At 60.5% G+C, this 15,689-nt stretch carries 13 protein-coding genes; 8 read left to right on the top strand and 5 right to left on the bottom strand.

Features of this window, described 5'->3' with window-relative positions; all coding sequences use genetic code 11:
• Positions 1-419 precede the first annotated feature (419 nt).
• From LRS56_19740 to LRS56_19730, 3 genes are read right to left on the bottom strand one after another with little or no spacing between them, the layout of a single operon-like run.
• Positions 420-2,138, bottom strand: coding sequence for a recombinase family protein (locus tag LRS56_19740; GenBank protein WDU61067.1), 1,719 nt, complete (start codon positions 2,136-2,138; stop codon positions 420-422).
• A gap of 13 nt (positions 2,139-2,151) precedes the next feature.
• Positions 2,152-2,634 (bottom strand): YchJ family protein, encoded by a 483-nt coding sequence (locus LRS56_19735; GenBank protein ID WDU61066.1) that lies wholly within the window; start codon positions 2,632-2,634, stop codon positions 2,152-2,154.
• 4 nt (positions 2,635-2,638) lie between these two features.
• Entirely contained in the window at positions 2,639-3,136 is a 498-nt protein-coding gene (locus tag LRS56_19730) for a DUF6231 family protein (GenBank protein WDU61065.1), read from the bottom strand.
• A gap of 190 nt (positions 3,137-3,326) precedes the next feature.
• Between LRS56_19730 and LRS56_19725 the strand changes: the two genes are divergently transcribed.
• Together LRS56_19725 and LRS56_19720 are read left to right on the top strand one after the other, a co-directional pair.
• A complete protein-coding gene (locus LRS56_19725; GenBank protein WDU61064.1) occupies positions 3,327-4,025 on the top strand; it encodes an OmpA family protein in 699 nt (232 codons plus the stop codon).
• A 147-nt stretch (positions 4,026-4,172) separates the two neighbouring features.
• The gene (locus LRS56_19720; protein WDU61063.1) at positions 4,173-4,931 is read left to right on the top strand and encodes a collagen-like protein; all 759 of its coding nucleotides are present in this window, start codon (positions 4,173-4,175) and stop codon (positions 4,929-4,931) included.
• A 184-nt stretch (positions 4,932-5,115) separates the two neighbouring features.
• Here LRS56_19720 and LRS56_19715 read toward each other — a convergent pair whose 3' ends face one another.
• Positions 5,116-5,580: a CopD family protein gene (locus tag LRS56_19715; protein WDU61062.1), complete on the bottom strand. Its 465-nt coding sequence runs from the start codon at positions 5,578-5,580 to the stop codon at positions 5,116-5,118.
• 99 nt (positions 5,581-5,679) lie between these two features.
• Between LRS56_19715 and dinG the strand changes: the two genes are divergently transcribed.
• The 6 genes from dinG to LRS56_19685 all read left to right on the top strand — a co-directional run bounded on the left by dinG (position 5,680) and on the right by LRS56_19685 (position 14,143).
• Positions 5,680-7,824, top strand: a complete 2,145-nt coding sequence (dinG, locus tag LRS56_19710) for an ATP-dependent DNA helicase DinG (GenBank protein ID WDU61061.1) — start codon at positions 5,680-5,682, stop codon at positions 7,822-7,824.
• Positions 7,825-7,922: 98 nt separating this feature from the next.
• Positions 7,923-10,220, top strand: coding sequence for a beta-galactosidase (locus LRS56_19705; protein ID WDU61060.1), 2,298 nt, complete (start codon positions 7,923-7,925; stop codon positions 10,218-10,220).
• An 82-nt stretch (positions 10,221-10,302) separates the two neighbouring features.
• Positions 10,303-11,448, top strand: coding sequence for a serine hydrolase (locus LRS56_19700; protein ID WDU61059.1), 1,146 nt, complete (start codon positions 10,303-10,305; stop codon positions 11,446-11,448).
• A gap of 144 nt (positions 11,449-11,592) precedes the next feature.
• Complete coding sequence (locus LRS56_19695; protein ID WDU61058.1) at positions 11,593-12,744, top strand: OmpA family protein; 1,152 nt, start codon at positions 11,593-11,595, stop codon at positions 12,742-12,744.
• Positions 12,745-12,771: 27 nt separating this feature from the next.
• On the top strand, positions 12,772-13,419 hold the full coding sequence (pdxH, locus tag LRS56_19690) for a pyridoxamine 5'-phosphate oxidase (GenBank protein WDU61057.1): 648 nt from the start codon (positions 12,772-12,774) through the stop codon (positions 13,417-13,419).
• A 259-nt stretch (positions 13,420-13,678) separates the two neighbouring features.
• Positions 13,679-14,143, top strand: a complete 465-nt coding sequence (locus LRS56_19685; GenBank protein ID WDU61056.1) for a glycine zipper 2TM domain-containing protein — start codon at positions 13,679-13,681, stop codon at positions 14,141-14,143.
• Positions 14,144-14,484: 341 nt separating this feature from the next.
• On the opposite strand, the gene nhaA is transcribed toward LRS56_19685, so the two are convergent.
• Positions 14,485-15,666 (bottom strand): Na+/H+ antiporter NhaA, encoded by a 1,182-nt coding sequence (gene nhaA, locus LRS56_19680; GenBank protein ID WDU61055.1) that lies wholly within the window; start codon positions 15,664-15,666, stop codon positions 14,485-14,487.
• Positions 15,667-15,689 lie beyond the last annotated feature (23 nt).

Here is a 15,689-nt window from a genome sequence, read left to right as displayed (position 1 = left end):
TGATCCAGCAATGAGGACTGTGGACTCTGCTCTGATTTCTGGTGGTGTGTAAACGATCACCGCGTGTTTGATTGCGAAACTGGAGGGTAAAAGCGAGTGAGGCAATCAAAGAGGGTGTAATTCTGGGGGTGTAAGAGTTGTAGAAAACAATCGTCCTCTACAATTAATATTCTACAGTATGTTTCTATTTTGTCAAGTAAAATCCTCACTTTTAGTTGCTTTGTGATGAATTAACTGTTAAGTGGTGAGGGCTGCGAAAGTGTACTGGTGGCTGATCTCTCTCACGCTGGTTAGTAGTAGTAGAGCACAGCAATAAGCGCTCATGAGCGAGCGTGGAGGGCTTCGGGAGAGGGTGAGGCTAGTTGCGGCTCTACAAGGTTGAAGTGTCCCTGTAGAGCCTATGGAGGGTTTTAAACTTGCTAGGTACTGTCGTCGGCTGAGTCTTCTGTGATTACACCGTGTTTGGCTTTCCACATTGCCAAGAGATGGGGCGGTAAATCGTCCCATGATTCAGTTTTGGCAAAGATCGCTTCCACTTCATTAATCTCGCCCTGAGTAACTTGAAGATCAACATATTCGTCGTACATAGCTTCGAAGCGGATTTCGTTACCCCGGTGTATGAAGTAAAACAGTAAATTTTCAGACTCTGAACTAAACGGTAGCGGTGGAACATCGCTCTTGCTTACCCAATATACCTCGTCTGTTCTGCCGTTCTTACTGGCGAAGATGAAGAGGCCAAGCCGCTTGATCAGGTTGTTAGCCGCTGCTCTCCCTTCAAACGTCACAAGGTCGAGCTTTTCAAAAAAGTCATCTTTGCTTATCACCCTGTCCGCGACCAACTGTTCAGAGAGGGCTGCGTGCTCGGATTCTAAGGTGGTGATGCTTGATTCCAGTTCACTAAGCAACTTTGCGGTTATCCGGGATGGGAACTCAGCGTGGGAAGCTTCTGCTTCGTCCTGACGTGCTTTGAATTCAGAAATACGGCCTTCGATCACCTGTAGCGATTTTCGCAAGCTGCCTGAACTGTCTTGCACCAGCGACAGGCTATCGACCTTGGCTAACAACTCTTTGAAGACAGCCTCGGAGCGAGGGGCGCTGATGATGCCAGCGTTACACATACCCTTTGTCGTCTTGGAGCACTTGTAATACTTGCGGCCATGCTGACCTTGTAGGTGCATGGCTGAGCCACATTTGTAGCAGTTGAAGATGCCAGCGAGCACGTTGAAATTGGCGGTGGTGCGCGTAACGGTGTGTGTTTTGCGTGACGTGCGGGCGGCATGAGCTAAGTAGAACTCATCCTCAGTAACGACAGCCGGGAACTGTCCCTTGATGGGGTCGCCATCTGGAGTTCGTTTACCGTCTATGAAGATGTGCGGCTGATACTCTCCGAGGGTAGTCCTGCTGTCGAGGATGTGACGCACGGTTGAAAATCCCCACAAACCAGAGACGTTTTTGCGTCCTGCACTGAATGCGGGGATACCTTCCTGATTCAGTGTCGCAGCGATGATGCGTGAGCCGTGGCCCTTGGTAGAAAGGTCGAAGATTCGGCGGACTACATCAGCCTTTTCCGGGTTCAGTACGTAGCCATCTGGAGTAACGTCCAGCCACAAGGGACGGAGCTTGCCGAGAGGTTTACCGGTGTCGCGGGCGTCTTTCTGTTTGTTACGCCATGCAGAAGAAACACGCTTTCCCTTGGTGGCGCTTTCCTCATGTGCACGTGACATGGAGATGATCGAAATGATCAGGTCAATTTCGTTGTAGTCGCGGGTGTAAAGGCGTTTGTCTGTGCTGGTGTAGACGTTAATGCCCTTGGTGAGCAGGTCAAGGAACCTTGGGAGGGCGTCACGCACGCGCTCACGCGAAAGTCGATCCAGAGACTCAACTACCAGATAGCTGCCCGCCGGAATCGTCCCGTCTTCAACGTAGGTCAGGAATCGCGCTAGCTCGCCCGTATCGTCGAGGTGTCTTCCTTTATACGCACTGCGGCCAGAGTCGAAGAAAAGGTAATCACGGGGATCGGCCAGTTCAAGGCTGTGTTCGTCGCAGAACGCCTTTGCCGCCTTCACCTGTCTGGCGTAGCTGTCGCCTGCTGACTGCTTTGCACTGCTGAATCTGATGTAACTGAAAACCTTGCCCATGCTGGAGACTGCCCTACCTGTGATCTTGTAGGTAATTGTGGCAACACTTCTTGAATTTTTGACCACTGCCGCACAGGCACGCATCGTTGCGGCCCGCCTTCACTTCCACAGTCGGGTCGATGAAGTACCAGCGCCCATCATTCTGTACGAAAGAGGACTGCTCGCGGTGGCTATGTTCGCCAGTGGCGTCATGCCAGCGTGCGGTAAAGGTTACAAAGGCATGCTCTGGCTGGCCGCCAAATACCTCGGAGCTTTCCACCTCAAGGCCAAGCCAGGTGCTTTGGGCGCTCCAGGCTGCGATGGCGTCGCGGTCCAGCCCGGCCTGTTGCGCGGGCAGGGTCGTGGCCACCAGATAGTCCACCAGGCCCAGCACGTAAGCGCTGTAGCGCGAGCGCATCAGGGCGCTGGCGCACGGGGCCGGGTGGCCGGCGTGATAATGGCCGCAGCAGGCATCCAGCAGGTTGCCGCTGCCGCAGGGGCAAATGGATGTACTCATCGGGTTACCACCAATACTTTCCAAAGTTTTCCGGGTTGGCCCAGAAGCGGGCGTTGAGCCAGTCCGGCACTTGCTTATAGTCAAGCAGATCATAGGTAAACAGGGTCAGAACCTGTTCCTCGCGCTGGAACCGCTCGCCGGCCTGCAGCGCCAGGGAGAAAAAGTCGGTGTCCTTCCAGTCGCAGGCGCCCAGGTCCACCAGCACCGCAATGCGGCTGGCATTGAGGTTGCGAATGCCGCCGAGCAGGGTCAGGCCTTGTGGTTTTGACAGGTGCTCCAGGCAGTCCACCACCAGCGCCAGGTCAAAACGCTGCGCGGCAAGCTCCGCCGGCAAAGGCCCAGGCACCGCCACCGAGACCTGTGTGTCCGGATGGGCCGCCTTGAACGCATCCAGTGCGGGAAACTGGCTGGCGCCCAACAGCAACAGGCGTTTGGGCTGGTGCAGATCCAGCAGGGCAGCCAAGGCTTGTTGGGGCGTACGGGAAGAAATACCAGCGGTCATCGAAGATCCTCACATCAGGACCGTAGAGACTAGCGCGGCTGAGCGTGCGGGCCTAGAGCGGGCGGCGGCGAAAAATCCTACAAGTGCGATCATCCTCAATGAATCCGGGGGTGTGGCGTACTGGCGCAGATGAAAAGAGCCGTCTTTACTCCACCCATCGGCCCCCGCCGATCCCCTCAGGAGAAATCAGATGAGCATCATGCGGACAGCTCTACCCTTGGTTCTGCTAACCGGAGTATTGACAGGTTGCGCAGGTTTGCAAAAAACCGACTGGCCCACCTGCGCCGCCGTTGGCGGTGTGACCGGTGCCGCGATCGGTGCCACTGAAAGCTCGGCCTATGCAGGCTATGGCGCGTTGTTGATCGGCGGTATGGCCGGAGCCTATTGCTGGGTGAATGGTGATGGCGACGAAGACGGTGATGGCGTGCCGGACAGCCGCGACAAGTGCCCGGGCACTCCGAAAGGCGTGCAGGTCGACGTCAATGGCTGCCCACCTGCACCACCGGCGGCGGCGGTGGTAGAGGAGGTGGTGGTGGTCAAGGAAGAAACCATCGTGATTCGCGATGTGCACTTCCAGTTCGACTCGGCCAAGTTGACGGCGGCGGATAAAACCAAGCTTGATACCATCGCCACGCGCCTGAAACAGGAAGCCCCGAGCGCCCAGTTGCGGGTCAGCGGCCACACCGACAGCGTGGGCAATGACGCCTATAACCAGAGACTTTCGGAAAAACGCGCCCACTCGGTCACCGATTATCTGGTCGGCGCCGGCGTGCCTCGCAGTAACTTTGTGTCTGTGACCGGTGCGGGTGAAAGCCATCCGGTAGCCGACAATAAAACCGCTGATGGCCGTGCCTTGAACCGCCGTACGGAAATCCAGATCAACCGCTGACCCGCCTTGCCCCTGTGGAATCCACAGGGGCATTGCCGCCGAACCACACCCCCATCTCAAGTTTTTTGATCCTTCACTGGCAAATCGCCTGTAGAAGTCGTTACTGTGCGTTCAAAGAAAAAATTGAAATCAGTCAGGAGCCCCATGATGCGTAAGGTTTTACTGTTGGCCGTGTTGGTCAGCCCCGTCGCCCTGGCCCAGAGCGTCAGCGTTGAAACCAACTCGTTGATGCGCCTGCCCAACAGCACCAGCGTGTTGCAACTGGAGCGCCTGGAGGTGGCGGATTACGGCACCTTGCTGATCCCGGCCAACATCAGCCAAGTCAGCGTGGATGAGCTGCACCTGGGCCGTGATGCGCGCATTGCGATTGTCCCCGGCAATACTGCACTGCAATTGCAGGTGCGCCATGCCCAGCTGGACCACGGCAGCCAGATCACCTCACGGGGCGCCCCCGGCACCCATGAAAAACCGGCCAAAGCCGGGCGTGACCTGACCTTGCGGATCAATTCACTGAGCGCTGAAGAACTGTCGGTGGACGCACGTGGCGGCGCCGGTGCCCAGGGTTATGCCGGGCTCGATGGCGCCAACGGCGTGGACCCGGGTTGTACCTGGGGCTCGGCGGGCCGTGGGGCCAATGGCGACAACGGTGGCGATGGTTTGCCGGGCGCGGCGGGTGCGGCCGTACGGGTAGAGCTGCCGCAGGATTTTCCGGCTGACCATATCAAGGTCTGGGTAGACGGCGGTGCTGGCGGTTTGGCCGGCACGGCGGGCAAGCCTGGCAAGGGCGGGCAATCCAAGGGCTGCGTTGTGTACCGCGCCGATGGCGGCGAGAAGGGCCGCCCGGGCTTGGAAGGGCAACCGGGGCCGGCTGGGCCTGCGGGAAGCGTGACCATTCAACGCCTGTAACACCGCTTATTGTGGCAAGCCCGCTGGTGTGGCGAGCGGGCTTATGTGGCGAGCGGGCTTGCCCGCGTTGGGCTGCGTAGCAGCCCCACTAAGACCACCCGGTGTATGGGTTTAGGGCCGCTGCGCGTCCCAACGCGGGCAAGCCCGCTCGCCACACAAGCCCGCTCGCCACAGGGGGACCGCCTCAGAACATCGGCCGAGCCGAAGCAATCGCCACCACCAACAACCCCACGATCAGGTTAATCCCCACCAGCTTGCGGATCTGCCCCAGCGCAGCCGCGCCTGCTGGCCAGTCCTCGGCGGCCACCGCCTTGCGCAGTTCCGGGAACTTCAACGCCTGGATGCGGATAAACAGCGCCGTCATCACCAGATACAACCCCATCATCACCTGCACATAACGCGGTGCGGTTTCAAAGCCGCTGAAGCGCAATTGCAGCAGGCCGATGCCGCTGATCGGCAAAACCAGCACCGCGACCCACACCCATACGAAAAAACGTTGAAACACATTTGCCCACAGTTTGAGCCGGGCCGGGCCCTCGAGCGCCGCCATAGCGGCGGGGCGCAGGATCATCCAGGCGAAAAACATACCGCCGACCCATACCAGGGCGGCCAATACATGCAGGGTGTAAGCGAGGCTAAACGCGGTCATTGTGGTACTCCGTTCTGCGCGGGATTAATTAGCGGGGTATGATAGCGGCCGATCCGAACCACTGAAAATTTATCCAGCGTTTTTTGCGCCCGACTATCCATGATCAGCACTGAACTCAAAACCACGATCCAGGGCGCCTATTCGCGTTTTCTCGAAGCCAAGAGCTTGAAACCGCGTTATGGCCAACGCCTGATGATCGCCGAAGTGGCAAAAGTCCTCGGGGATATCGACACCGACGACGAAGGCCGGCGCAGTGGCGACCCGGCGGTCGTGGCCGTCGAGGCCGGCACCGGTACCGGCAAGACCGTGGCCTACAGCCTGGCCGCGATCCCCACCGCCAAGGCCGCCGGCAAACGCCTGGTGATCGCCACCGCCACCGTCGCCCTGCAGGAGCAGATTGTCTACAAAGACCTGCCCGACCTGATGCGCAACAGCGGCCTGAACTTTACCTTCGCTCTGGCCAAGGGGCGTGGGCGCTATATGTGCCTGTCCAAGCTCGACGTATTGCTGCAGGAAGGCCACGCGCAAACCGCCACGGCGTCGTTGTTCGAGGAAGAAGGCTTCAAGATCGAGGTGGATGAAGTCAGCCAGAAGCTGTTTACCAGCATGATCGAGAAACTTGCCGGCAATAAATGGGACGGCGACCGCGACAGCTGGCCCACCGCCCTGGAAGACTCCGACTGGGCGCGCCTGACCACCGACCACAGCCAGTGCACCAACCGCCATTGCCCCAACTTCGGCCAGTGCGCCTTTTATAAGGCCCGCGAAGGCATGGGCAAGGTCGACGTGATCGTCACCAACCACGACATGGTGCTGGCTGACCTGGCCCTGGGCGGCGGTGCCGTACTGCCGGACCCACGCGACACCCTCTACGTATTCGACGAAGGCCACCACCTGCCGGATAAAGCCATCGGCCACTTCGCCCATTACACACGCCTGCGCTCCACCGCCGACTGGCTGGAAACCACCGCCAAGAACCTCACCAAGTTGCTGGCCCAGCACCCGCTGCCCGGCGACTTGGGCAAGCTGATCGAGCAAGTGCCGGAGTTGGCGCGGGAGATCAAGACCCAGCAGCAATTCATGTTCAGTGCCTGCGAACAGGTGGCCGACTTCAAGCCCGGCGAAGACGTGGAGGGCCGTGAGCGCCCGCGTCACCGGTTTGTCGGCGGGCTGATCCCCGAGCACATGCGCGAAATGGGCATTGAGCTGAAAAAGGGCTTTTCGCGCCTGACCGACCTGTTTACCCGCCTCACCGACCTGCTCAAGGAAGGCATGGACGGCGAGGTCAATATCGGTATCGCCAGCAACCAGGCCGAGGAGTGGTACCCGCTGTTCGGCAGCTTGTTGTCGCGCTCCCAGGGCAACTGGGAGTTATGGACCGCCTTCACCGTCGAAGACCCGGAAGACAACCCGCCCATGGCCCGCTGGCTGACCCTGTCGGAAAGCGGTGCGCTGTTTGATATCGAGGTCAACGCCAGCCCGATCCTCGCCGCCGAAATGCTGCGCCGCAACCTGTGGAACGTGGCCTACGGCTGCCTGGTAACGTCCGCCACGCTGACCGCGCTGGGCACTTTCGACCGTTTCCGCATGCGTGCCGGCCTGCCGAAAAAAGCCGTTACCGCCGTGGTGCCGAGCCCGTTCCATCACGCCGATGCGGGCGTGCTGCGGGTGCCGGACCTCAAGGCCGACCCACGGGATGCACCGGCGCATACCGCCGCGATCATCCGCGACCTGCCGGAACTGGTGGAAGGTTCACGGGGTACCTTGGTGCTGTTCTCGTCGCGCAAACAGATGCAGGACGTGTTCGACGGCCTCGACCGCGACTGGCGCAAGCAGGTGTTTATCCAGGGCAACCTGTCCAAGCAGGAAACCCTGAACAAGCACAAGGCGCGGGTCGACGGCGGGGATTCCAGCGTGCTGTTCGGCCTGGCGAGCTTTGCCGAAGGCGTCGACTTGCCGGGTGCCTACTGCGAGCACGTGGTGATCGCCAAGATCCCGTTCTCGGTGCCGGATGATCCGGTCGAGGCGGCCTTGGCCGAATGGATCGAAGCGCGGGGCGGTAACCCGTTCATGGAAATCTCGGTGCCGGATGCTTCCTTGAAGCTGGTGCAGGCCTGCGGGCGCTTGCTGCGTACCGAAGAAGACCGGGGCACCATCACCTTGCTCGACCGCCGTTTGGTCACCCAGCGCTATGGCAAGGCTATCCTGAATGCTTTGCCGCCGTTCAGGCGCGAAATTTCTTAAGCCACTGTGGGCGAATTCGCCCACTGCGTGGTCTATCTCACTGCCAACGCTTTACATCATCAGGCCATTCACCGGCCGTTTGGGAGAACCTTGTTCGTATGATTCGCACGCTGCCCGCTCTTTTTGCCCTGCTGTTCGCCACGCCATTGATGGCCGCACCTGCCGGGCAACAGACATTGTTCAACTTCGTGCGGCCTGCCGATGTGGTCAAGGTGGCGACGCAGGACGCCAGCTTGCCGCAATACAATGCTGAACAAACCCCCGAAGGCGAGGTGCTGCGCCGCATTACCTTCAACCCGGCCGCCGAGCCAAGTCTGGTGCTCAGCCCGCAGACCGGCGTATGGGACTGGTCGCAGTCCGGCGCCATGAGCCTGCGCATCCAGAGCGCCATGGACTGGGCGCTGACCCTCTACGTGAAGGTGCAGAGCAGCGACGGCAAAACCCTGGTCAGCCGTGTCGACCTGCCGGCCGGCCCGGCCCAGACCTTACTGGTCCCGCTGCAAGCCAATGCCCCGTTGAGCCAGGGCATGAAGGCCGGCCCGCCGATGCCGATCACCGTGGATGGCCAGCGCGTATTGCTGGCCGCCAGCGCCGGCGAGATCGACCGCAGCCAGGTGGCCTCGGTGACCCTGTCGATGATCAAGCCTGCGGCCGCGCAAAGCATCCTGCTGGAGCGCTTTGGCGTGCAGGACAGCGAGCCGGTGCTGAAAGCGGCCTACAGCGAACTGGTGGATGTGTATGGCCAGTCCACTCGTGCGCGTTGGCCCGAAAAGGTCAGCAGCGACGAGCAACTCAAGGCCGCCGCGGCCAAAGAGCAGCAACAGCTCAAGGGCTGGCTGGCTGAGCGCGACAAGTCTGCCCTGGACCAATATGGCGGCTGGAACAAAGGCCCGGCGTTCGATGCCAGCGGTTTTTTCCGCACCGAGAAGCGTGACGGTCGCTGGTACCTGGTGACGCCGGAAGGCCATCCGTTCTATTCCCTGGGCGTCAATACCGTGGCCCCGGACAACAACCAGACCTATGTGGCCGGGCGCGAGTGGATGTTCGCCGCGCTGCCCAAGGCCGGTGAGCCGTTCGACAAGTATTACGGCCGTGGTGATAACCGTGGCGGCAACGGTGCGGATCAGGGGCGCGGTTTCAATGTCGGGCGTTGGTACGACTTCTATGGCGCCAACCTGCAGCGCACCTACGACACCCAGGGGTTTGACGCCAAGCGTTGGGTGACCCACACCCTTGATCGCCTGCAAGCCTGGGGCTTCAACACCGTGGGCAACTGGAGCGAGCCGGACCTGGCCACCGCTGACCGCGTGCCGTACACCTTGCCGCTGTCAATCGTGGGTGACTACGCCAGCATCAGCACCGGCACCGACTGGTGGGGCGGCATGCCTGACCCGTTTGACCCGCGCTTTGCCATGGCCACCGAACGCGCCGTGGCCATTGCCGCCCGCGATCACCGCGATGACCCGTGGCTGATCGGTTTCTTTGCCGATAACGAGTTGGCCTGGGCCGGGCCCGGCGATGACCCGAAATCCCGTTACGCCCTGGCCTACGGCACGTTGCGGATGACCACCGACGTGCCGGCCAAGCGCGCATTTCTCAAGCAATTGCGCGACAAATACCGCAATGAAGAAGGCTTGTCGCGTGCCTGGGGCATCCAGCTGGCCGGTTGGGAGCTGATGGAAGACCCGGGTTTCGAGCCGCCGATGCCGAGCCCTGAGCACCCGGAAATCGAAGCCGACTTCAAGTACTTCCAGAAGACCTTCGCCGACGCCTACTTCAAAACCATCTCGGACTCGCTCAAATGGCACGCGCCGAACCAACTGCTGCTGGGCGGGCGCTACGCCGTGAGCACGCCGGAAGCCGTGGCGTCCTGCGCGCAGTATTGCGATGTGCTGAGTTTCAACATGTACACCCTCAAACCCCAGGACGGCTATGACTTTGCCGCCCTGCGCGCACTGGATAAGCCGGTGCTGATCACCGAGTTCAACTTCGGCTCGGCGGACCGTGGCCCGTTCTGGGGTGGCGTGACGCAGTTGGCCAAGGAAGAAGATCGTGGCGTGGCGTACGGCAATTTCCTCAAGCAGGCCATGGCCGAGCCGTCGATTGTCGGCGTGCATTGGTTTCAGTACCTGGACCAGCCGGTGACCGGCCGCTTGCTTGACGGCGAAAACGGCCACTTCGGGCTGGTCGGCATCACCGATGTACCGTTCCAGGGGTTTGTCGACAGTGTGCGAAAAAGCAACCTGGCGGCGATCGACCAACTGGGCAAGGCCGCTGAAAAAGCCAAAGCGGCCAGTGCGGCGCATGAGCATGAAGGCGGCCGGGACGGCCAGGCAGGCAAAGGCCCGGGGCAGGGCGCCGGACACGCCGGCGGGCACTCCGGAAATGGCCATTGATTGCGTGTTGACGGGTTCACAAAAGGCCTGAGGGCTGGAACAATGCGGGCCATTTCTTACAGTGTTTTCCGAGGGCGCTCAGGTGCAGATTCAGGGTCATTACGAACTTCAGTTCGAAGCGGTACGTGAAGCGTTCGCCGCGTTATTCGATGACCCGCAGGAGCGTGGCGCCGGGCTGTGCATCCAGATCGGCGGTGAAACCGTGGTCGACCTGTGGGCCGGTACCGCCGACAAGGATGGCACCGAAGCCTGGCACAGCGACACCATCGTCAACCTGTTCTCCTGCACCAAGACGTTCACCGCCGTCACAGCCTTGCAACTGGTAGCCGAAGGCAAATTGCAACTGGATGCGCCGGTAGCCAATTACTGGCCGGAGTTCGCCGTGGCGGGCAAGGAATCCATTACCCTGCGCCAGTTGCTCTGCCATCAGGCCGGGTTGCCGGCGATCCGCGAGATGCTGCCCACCGAGGCCCTGTACGACTGGCAACTGATGGTCGACACCCTGGCGGCTGAAGCGCCGTGGTGGACACCGGGCCAAGGCCACGGTTATGAGGCGATCACCTATGGCTGGCTGGTCGGTGAGCTACTGCGCCGCGCCGATGGGCGCGGGCCCGGAGAGTCCATCGTGGCGCGGGTGGCGCGGCCGCTGGGGCTGGACTTCCATGTGGGGCTGGCCGATGCAGAGTTTTATCGCGTTGCACATATAGCGCGCAGCAAAGGCAATATGGGCGATGAAGCCGCACAACGTTTACTGCAAGTAATGATGCGTGAACCGGCGGCCATGACTACACGGGCATTTGCCAACCCACCGTCTATTCTGACCAGTACTAATAAACCCGAATGGCGGCGCATGCAGCAGCCGGCGGCAAATGGTCACGGTAATGCGCGCAGCCTGGCGGGTTTTTATAGTGGTTTGTTGGACGGTAGTTTGCTGGAAGCCGACATGCTCGAACAATTGACCCGCGAACACAGTATCGGGCCGGATAAAACATTATTGACACAAACTCGTTTCGGCCTGGGCTGCATGTTGGATCAACCGCAGTTGCCCAATGCCACGTTCGGCCTTGGCCCACGTGCATTTGGGCATCCCGGTGCAGGCGGCTCGGTGGGGTTTGCCGACCCGGAACATGATGTAGCGTTCGGTTTCGTGACTAATACACTGGGGCCTTATGTACTTATGGACCCACGGGCACAGAAGTTGGTCGGAATATTGGCCGGTTGTCTGTAAACCCCTTGCTGTTTCACGTTTTTTTGTTACAAAGGCAAGTATAAGAAGGCGCTGAACGAAAATGATGTAACTCTGATGTTCTGTAAGCGTCTGTTTAATGGGTCATCCAGGCCCCCGTTTCTTTTCTCATTTTGTGGATATCTCATGTTATCGAACAAGTCCTTGGCACTGGCGCTGTGCCTCACTATTACCGGTTGCGCACAAACTCCGCAAAATGATGCCGAGGGTGGACATTGGTGGTCATTTGGATCGGATAAAGCCGCTACCAAGGACGCCGTCACCCAAACTGATGCAAAACCGGATGCCAAACCCGCGGCCGGCGCCAAGCCTGCTGCACCGGCAGCCGCTGCCGCCGCGCCTGCTGCCGCTGCGCCGGCGCCCGTCGCAAAGGCTGACACCGGCTCCAGCTGGTGGCCGTTCTCGTCCAAGAGCGCTGACGAAAAGGCCGCTGATGCCAAGGCCGATTTGAAAGCCGACCTCAAGGCTGCGGACCCGGCGCCTGCAGTGGCCAAGACCGACACTGAAACCCACTGGTGGTGGCCGTTCGAAAGCAAGCCCAAACCATTGGCCAAGGTCGACGTAACCAACGTGCCGATGCCGGATCCGAAAATCACCCAGGCCTGGCTGGACGACTATGAGCCGCGCCTGCGCGCCGCCATCAAGGACAGCAACCTGCAGCTGGAGCGTCGCGACAACGTGCTGGTGGTGATTGCCCCGGTAGACGGCTCCTACAACCCGAAACGCCCGGCGATGCTGCTGCCGGTCACCCTGGGCCCGTTCACACGGGTGGCCAAGGCGGTTGAAGCCGATCCGAAGACCGCCGTACTGGTACTGGGCCACGTGGATGCCACCGGCACTGCTCCGGCCAGCCAGGCATTGACCAAGGAACGTGCGCAATCCATCGCCTCGATCTTCAGCCTCAGCGGCTTGAAGCAGGATCGCCTGATGCTGCGTGGCATGGGCGACCTGATGCCGCGTGCCGCCAACGACAGCACCCAGGGGCGTGCGCTGAATCGTCGCATGGAAATCATGTTCACTCAGCGTACAACTATGTTGGCCTTGCTGAGCAAATACCAGTCGGGCAAAACCCCGCCGGTAGCTGAAATGGTCGCTGTGCAGGATGTTCCAGCACCGGCGCCCGCTGCCAAAGCCCCGGCGAAAAAGGCGCCTGCCGCCAAGAAAGCCGCTGCCAAGCCAGCCGCCAAAAAGGCCCCAGCCAAGCCGGCTGCCAAGAAGCCGGCCCCGGCCAAAGCCAAGGCGGCCACTCCGGCGGCTAACGACCAGGCGAAAAACTGATCTGCTGAACCAGAAGGATAAAGCTGCATGACCCAGGCCCTGGCCGATATGCGTCGTGATTACATACGGGACGGTTTGACCGAGGCTCAGGCTCCGAGCGAACCGTTTGCGTTGTTCCACCAGTGGTTCGGCGATGCGGTGAAAACCGAGCAGCCGCCGGTGGAAGCCAATGCCATGACCTTGGCCACGGTCGACCAGGACGGTCGGCCGCACTGCCGCATCCTGTTGCTCAAGGGCCTGGATGCGCAGGGCTTTACCTTCTTTACAAACTATCAGAGCGCCAAGGGCGAACAGCTCGCGGCGCGGCCGTTCGCGGCCATGACCTTCTTCTGGCCGACCCTGGAGCGCCAGGTGCGCATCGAGGGGCGGGTGATCAAGGTCACGCCCGAGGAGTCGGACGCTTACTACCAGGTCCGCCCGCTGGGCAGCCGCTTGGGCGCCTGGGCGTCTCCGCAGAGCAAGGTTATCCGTGACCGTGAAGAACTGCAGGACTTGCTCAAGGCCACCGAGCAGCGTTTCAGCGACACCCAGCCTGACTGCCCGGAGCATTGGGGCGGTTATCGTCTGCTGCCCGAGCGCATCGAGTTCTGGCAAGGCCGCACCAGCCGCCTGCATGATCGCCTCAACTATCGCCTGCAAGCGGGTGACTGGACACGCGAGCGGCTGGCGCCTTGAGCGTCACCTTTCGTCACTTCGCCTGAATCCTGCCGAGCACACCGAAGTCTCTATTCAAGAGGCTTCGGGCGTGTGCGCGGCTACAACCATGAACGCGTCCATGACAATCTTGGGAACAAGGTGAGTGCTACCGTTCGTCGAGTTTTCTGGTGCTGGCAGTCTGTACTAGGGCTGAATGAAAGCAATTTTCTGCGGTGCTTGCCGTGACAGGCGCCAAGCTGCAGCGTCTAATGAACACCTGTCCTTTGGAGTTGATGCTATGCGTAAGTCCGTTTTACTAGTTGCCTGCTTTACCACCCTGTCGTTGTTGTTGGGTGGCTGCGCCTCGAGTCTGACCGGCGACTCGTACTCCCGTGACGAGGCGCGTCGTGTACAAACCGTGCGCATGGGGACTATCGAATCCCTGCGTCCGGTGAAAATCGAAGGCACCAAGACCCCGATCGGCGGCGCTGCTGGCGCAGTTATCGGCGGTGTTGGCGGCAGCGCCATCGGCGGCGGCCGTGGCAGTATCGTCACCGCCGTGATCGGCGCAGTCGCCGGCGGCCTGCTGGGCTCGGCCACCGAAGAAGGCCTGACCCGCACCCAGGGCGTGGAAATCACCGTTCGCGAAGACGACGGCAGCATGCGCGCTTACGTGCAGGCCGTGCAGGAAAATGAAATCTTCCGCATCGGCGACCGCGTGCGCATCATGACCGTTGATGGCACCAGCCGCGTTACTCGTTAAGCGGTAAACAGCAGGCAATAAAAAACCGCCTTAGTAGGGCGGTTTTTTATTGCAATCCCAGTTTGCGGCTGGGGTTGTTATCTCAAGGATGCATCGACCTGCAGGCGGATGCTATCTCTGGTCATGCAATCAATCAAGACCGGACGATAGCGGGTATGGGTTGCCTGCTCAGCCTTTTCTCTTTCCAATTTAGCCCGTAAAAGCTTGCAATAAATCCCAAGCAAAATACTGGATATTTAGCTTTGACGACCTGTAAGGTCTGAAAAGTGGAGCCGCCTCGGTTTAAACCGAGGCGGCTTTTTGGTTTTTGCTTTCCAGGTTTTTGATGCGGACTTCGAGTTTTAAACAACGGTCTGCTTGCGACTCGCCATCGCCGTCACCGCATACCCGATGCACGCTGCCAATATCGACCCGGTCAGAATCCCCATACGGTCCTCACCGGCAAATTCGCTGGCGCCCGGCACAAACGCCAGGGAGCCGACAAACAGGCTCATGGTAAAGCCGATGCCGCACAGGATCGCGACACCGAACACCTGACCCCAGTTGGCGCCGCTGGGCAGGGCGGCAAGGCCGGTCTTGATGGCCAGCCAGGTAAGGCCGAATACGCCAACGGTCTTGCCGATCAACAGGCCGGCGGCAATGCCCATGGGCACGTGGTGGGTGAAGCTCTCCAGGCTGACCCCGGTCAGCGAAACACCGGCGTTGGCAAAGGCAAACAACGGCAGGATGCCGTAGGCCACCCAGGGATGCAGGGCGTGTTCCAGAGTCAGCAGGGGCGAGGGTTCGGCATTCCTGGTGCGCATCGGGATGCAGAATGCCAGGGTCACGCCGGCCAGTGTCGCGTGGACACCGCTCTTGAGCACGCAAACCCAAAGGATCAAGCCAATGATCAGGTACGGCCCGAGTTTGATCACCCCCAGGCGGTTCATCGCGATCAAGGCCACCAGGCAAGCACCGGCGCCCGCCAGCGCGGCACCGGACAGGTCGGCGGAATAGAACACAGCGATCACGATGATCGCGCCCAGGTCGTCAATAATCGCCAGGGTCATCAGGAACAGCTTCAGCGACACCGGGACCCGCTTGCCCAACAGCGCCAGTACGCCCAACGCAAAGGCAATGTCGGTGGCCATGGGGATCGCCCAGCCGGAGAGGGCGGCGGGGTAATCCTTGTTGATCGCCCAGTAGATCAGGGCCGGCACGACCATGCCGCCGATGGCCGCTGCGCCGGGCAGCACCACTTGCGATGGCTTGGAGAGGTGGCCGTCGAGCAACTCGCGCTTGACCTCCAGGCCGATCAGCAGGAAGAACAGCGCCATCAGGCCATCGTTGATCCACAGCAGGGCCGGTTTGGCGATTTTCAGCGCGCCGATCTGTGCCACCACCGGTACGTCGAGAAACGCGTTGTACAGGTGTGACAATGGTGAGTTATTGATGATCAGGGCCAGGGCGGCAGCGGCGATCAATAACAGACCGCTGGCGGCTTCCAGCTGGAAGAAACGGGTGAAAGTGCTACGCAGAGGCAAGGGATGCTCTCCAATCCAGGTTC

The organism is Pseudomonas poae, assembly GCA_028869255.1.
Classification (GTDB): Bacteria; Pseudomonadota; Gammaproteobacteria; order Pseudomonadales; family Pseudomonadaceae; genus Aquipseudomonas; species Aquipseudomonas poae_C.
This window is presented reverse-complemented; position numbering and strand designations above follow the sequence as displayed.

Coding starts and splice junctions, on each gene's coding strand:
- LRS56_19715 (WDU61062.1), bottom strand. CDS start 5,580: ATGACCGCGTTTAGCCTCGCTTACACCCTGCATGTATTGGCCGCCCTG.
- dinG (WDU61061.1), top strand. CDS start 5,680: ATGATCAGCACTGAACTCAAAACCACGATCCAGGGCGCCTATTCGCGT.
- pdxH (WDU61057.1), top strand. CDS start 12,772: ATGACCCAGGCCCTGGCCGATATGCGTCGTGATTACATACGGGACGGT.
- LRS56_19735 (WDU61066.1), bottom strand. CDS start 2,634: ATGAGTACATCCATTTGCCCCTGCGGCAGCGGCAACCTGCTGGATGCC.
- LRS56_19730 (WDU61065.1), bottom strand. CDS start 3,136: ATGACCGCTGGTATTTCTTCCCGTACGCCCCAACAAGCCTTGGCTGCC.
- LRS56_19720 (WDU61063.1), top strand. CDS start 4,173: ATGCGTAAGGTTTTACTGTTGGCCGTGTTGGTCAGCCCCGTCGCCCTG.
- LRS56_19685 (WDU61056.1), top strand. CDS start 13,679: ATGCGTAAGTCCGTTTTACTAGTTGCCTGCTTTACCACCCTGTCGTTG.
- LRS56_19725 (WDU61064.1), top strand. CDS start 3,327: ATGAGCATCATGCGGACAGCTCTACCCTTGGTTCTGCTAACCGGAGTA.
- LRS56_19705 (WDU61060.1), top strand. CDS start 7,923: ATGATTCGCACGCTGCCCGCTCTTTTTGCCCTGCTGTTCGCCACGCCA.
- LRS56_19740 (WDU61067.1), bottom strand. CDS start 2,138: ATGGGCAAGGTTTTCAGTTACATCAGATTCAGCAGTGCAAAGCAGTCA.
- LRS56_19695 (WDU61058.1), top strand. CDS start 11,593: ATGTTATCGAACAAGTCCTTGGCACTGGCGCTGTGCCTCACTATTACC.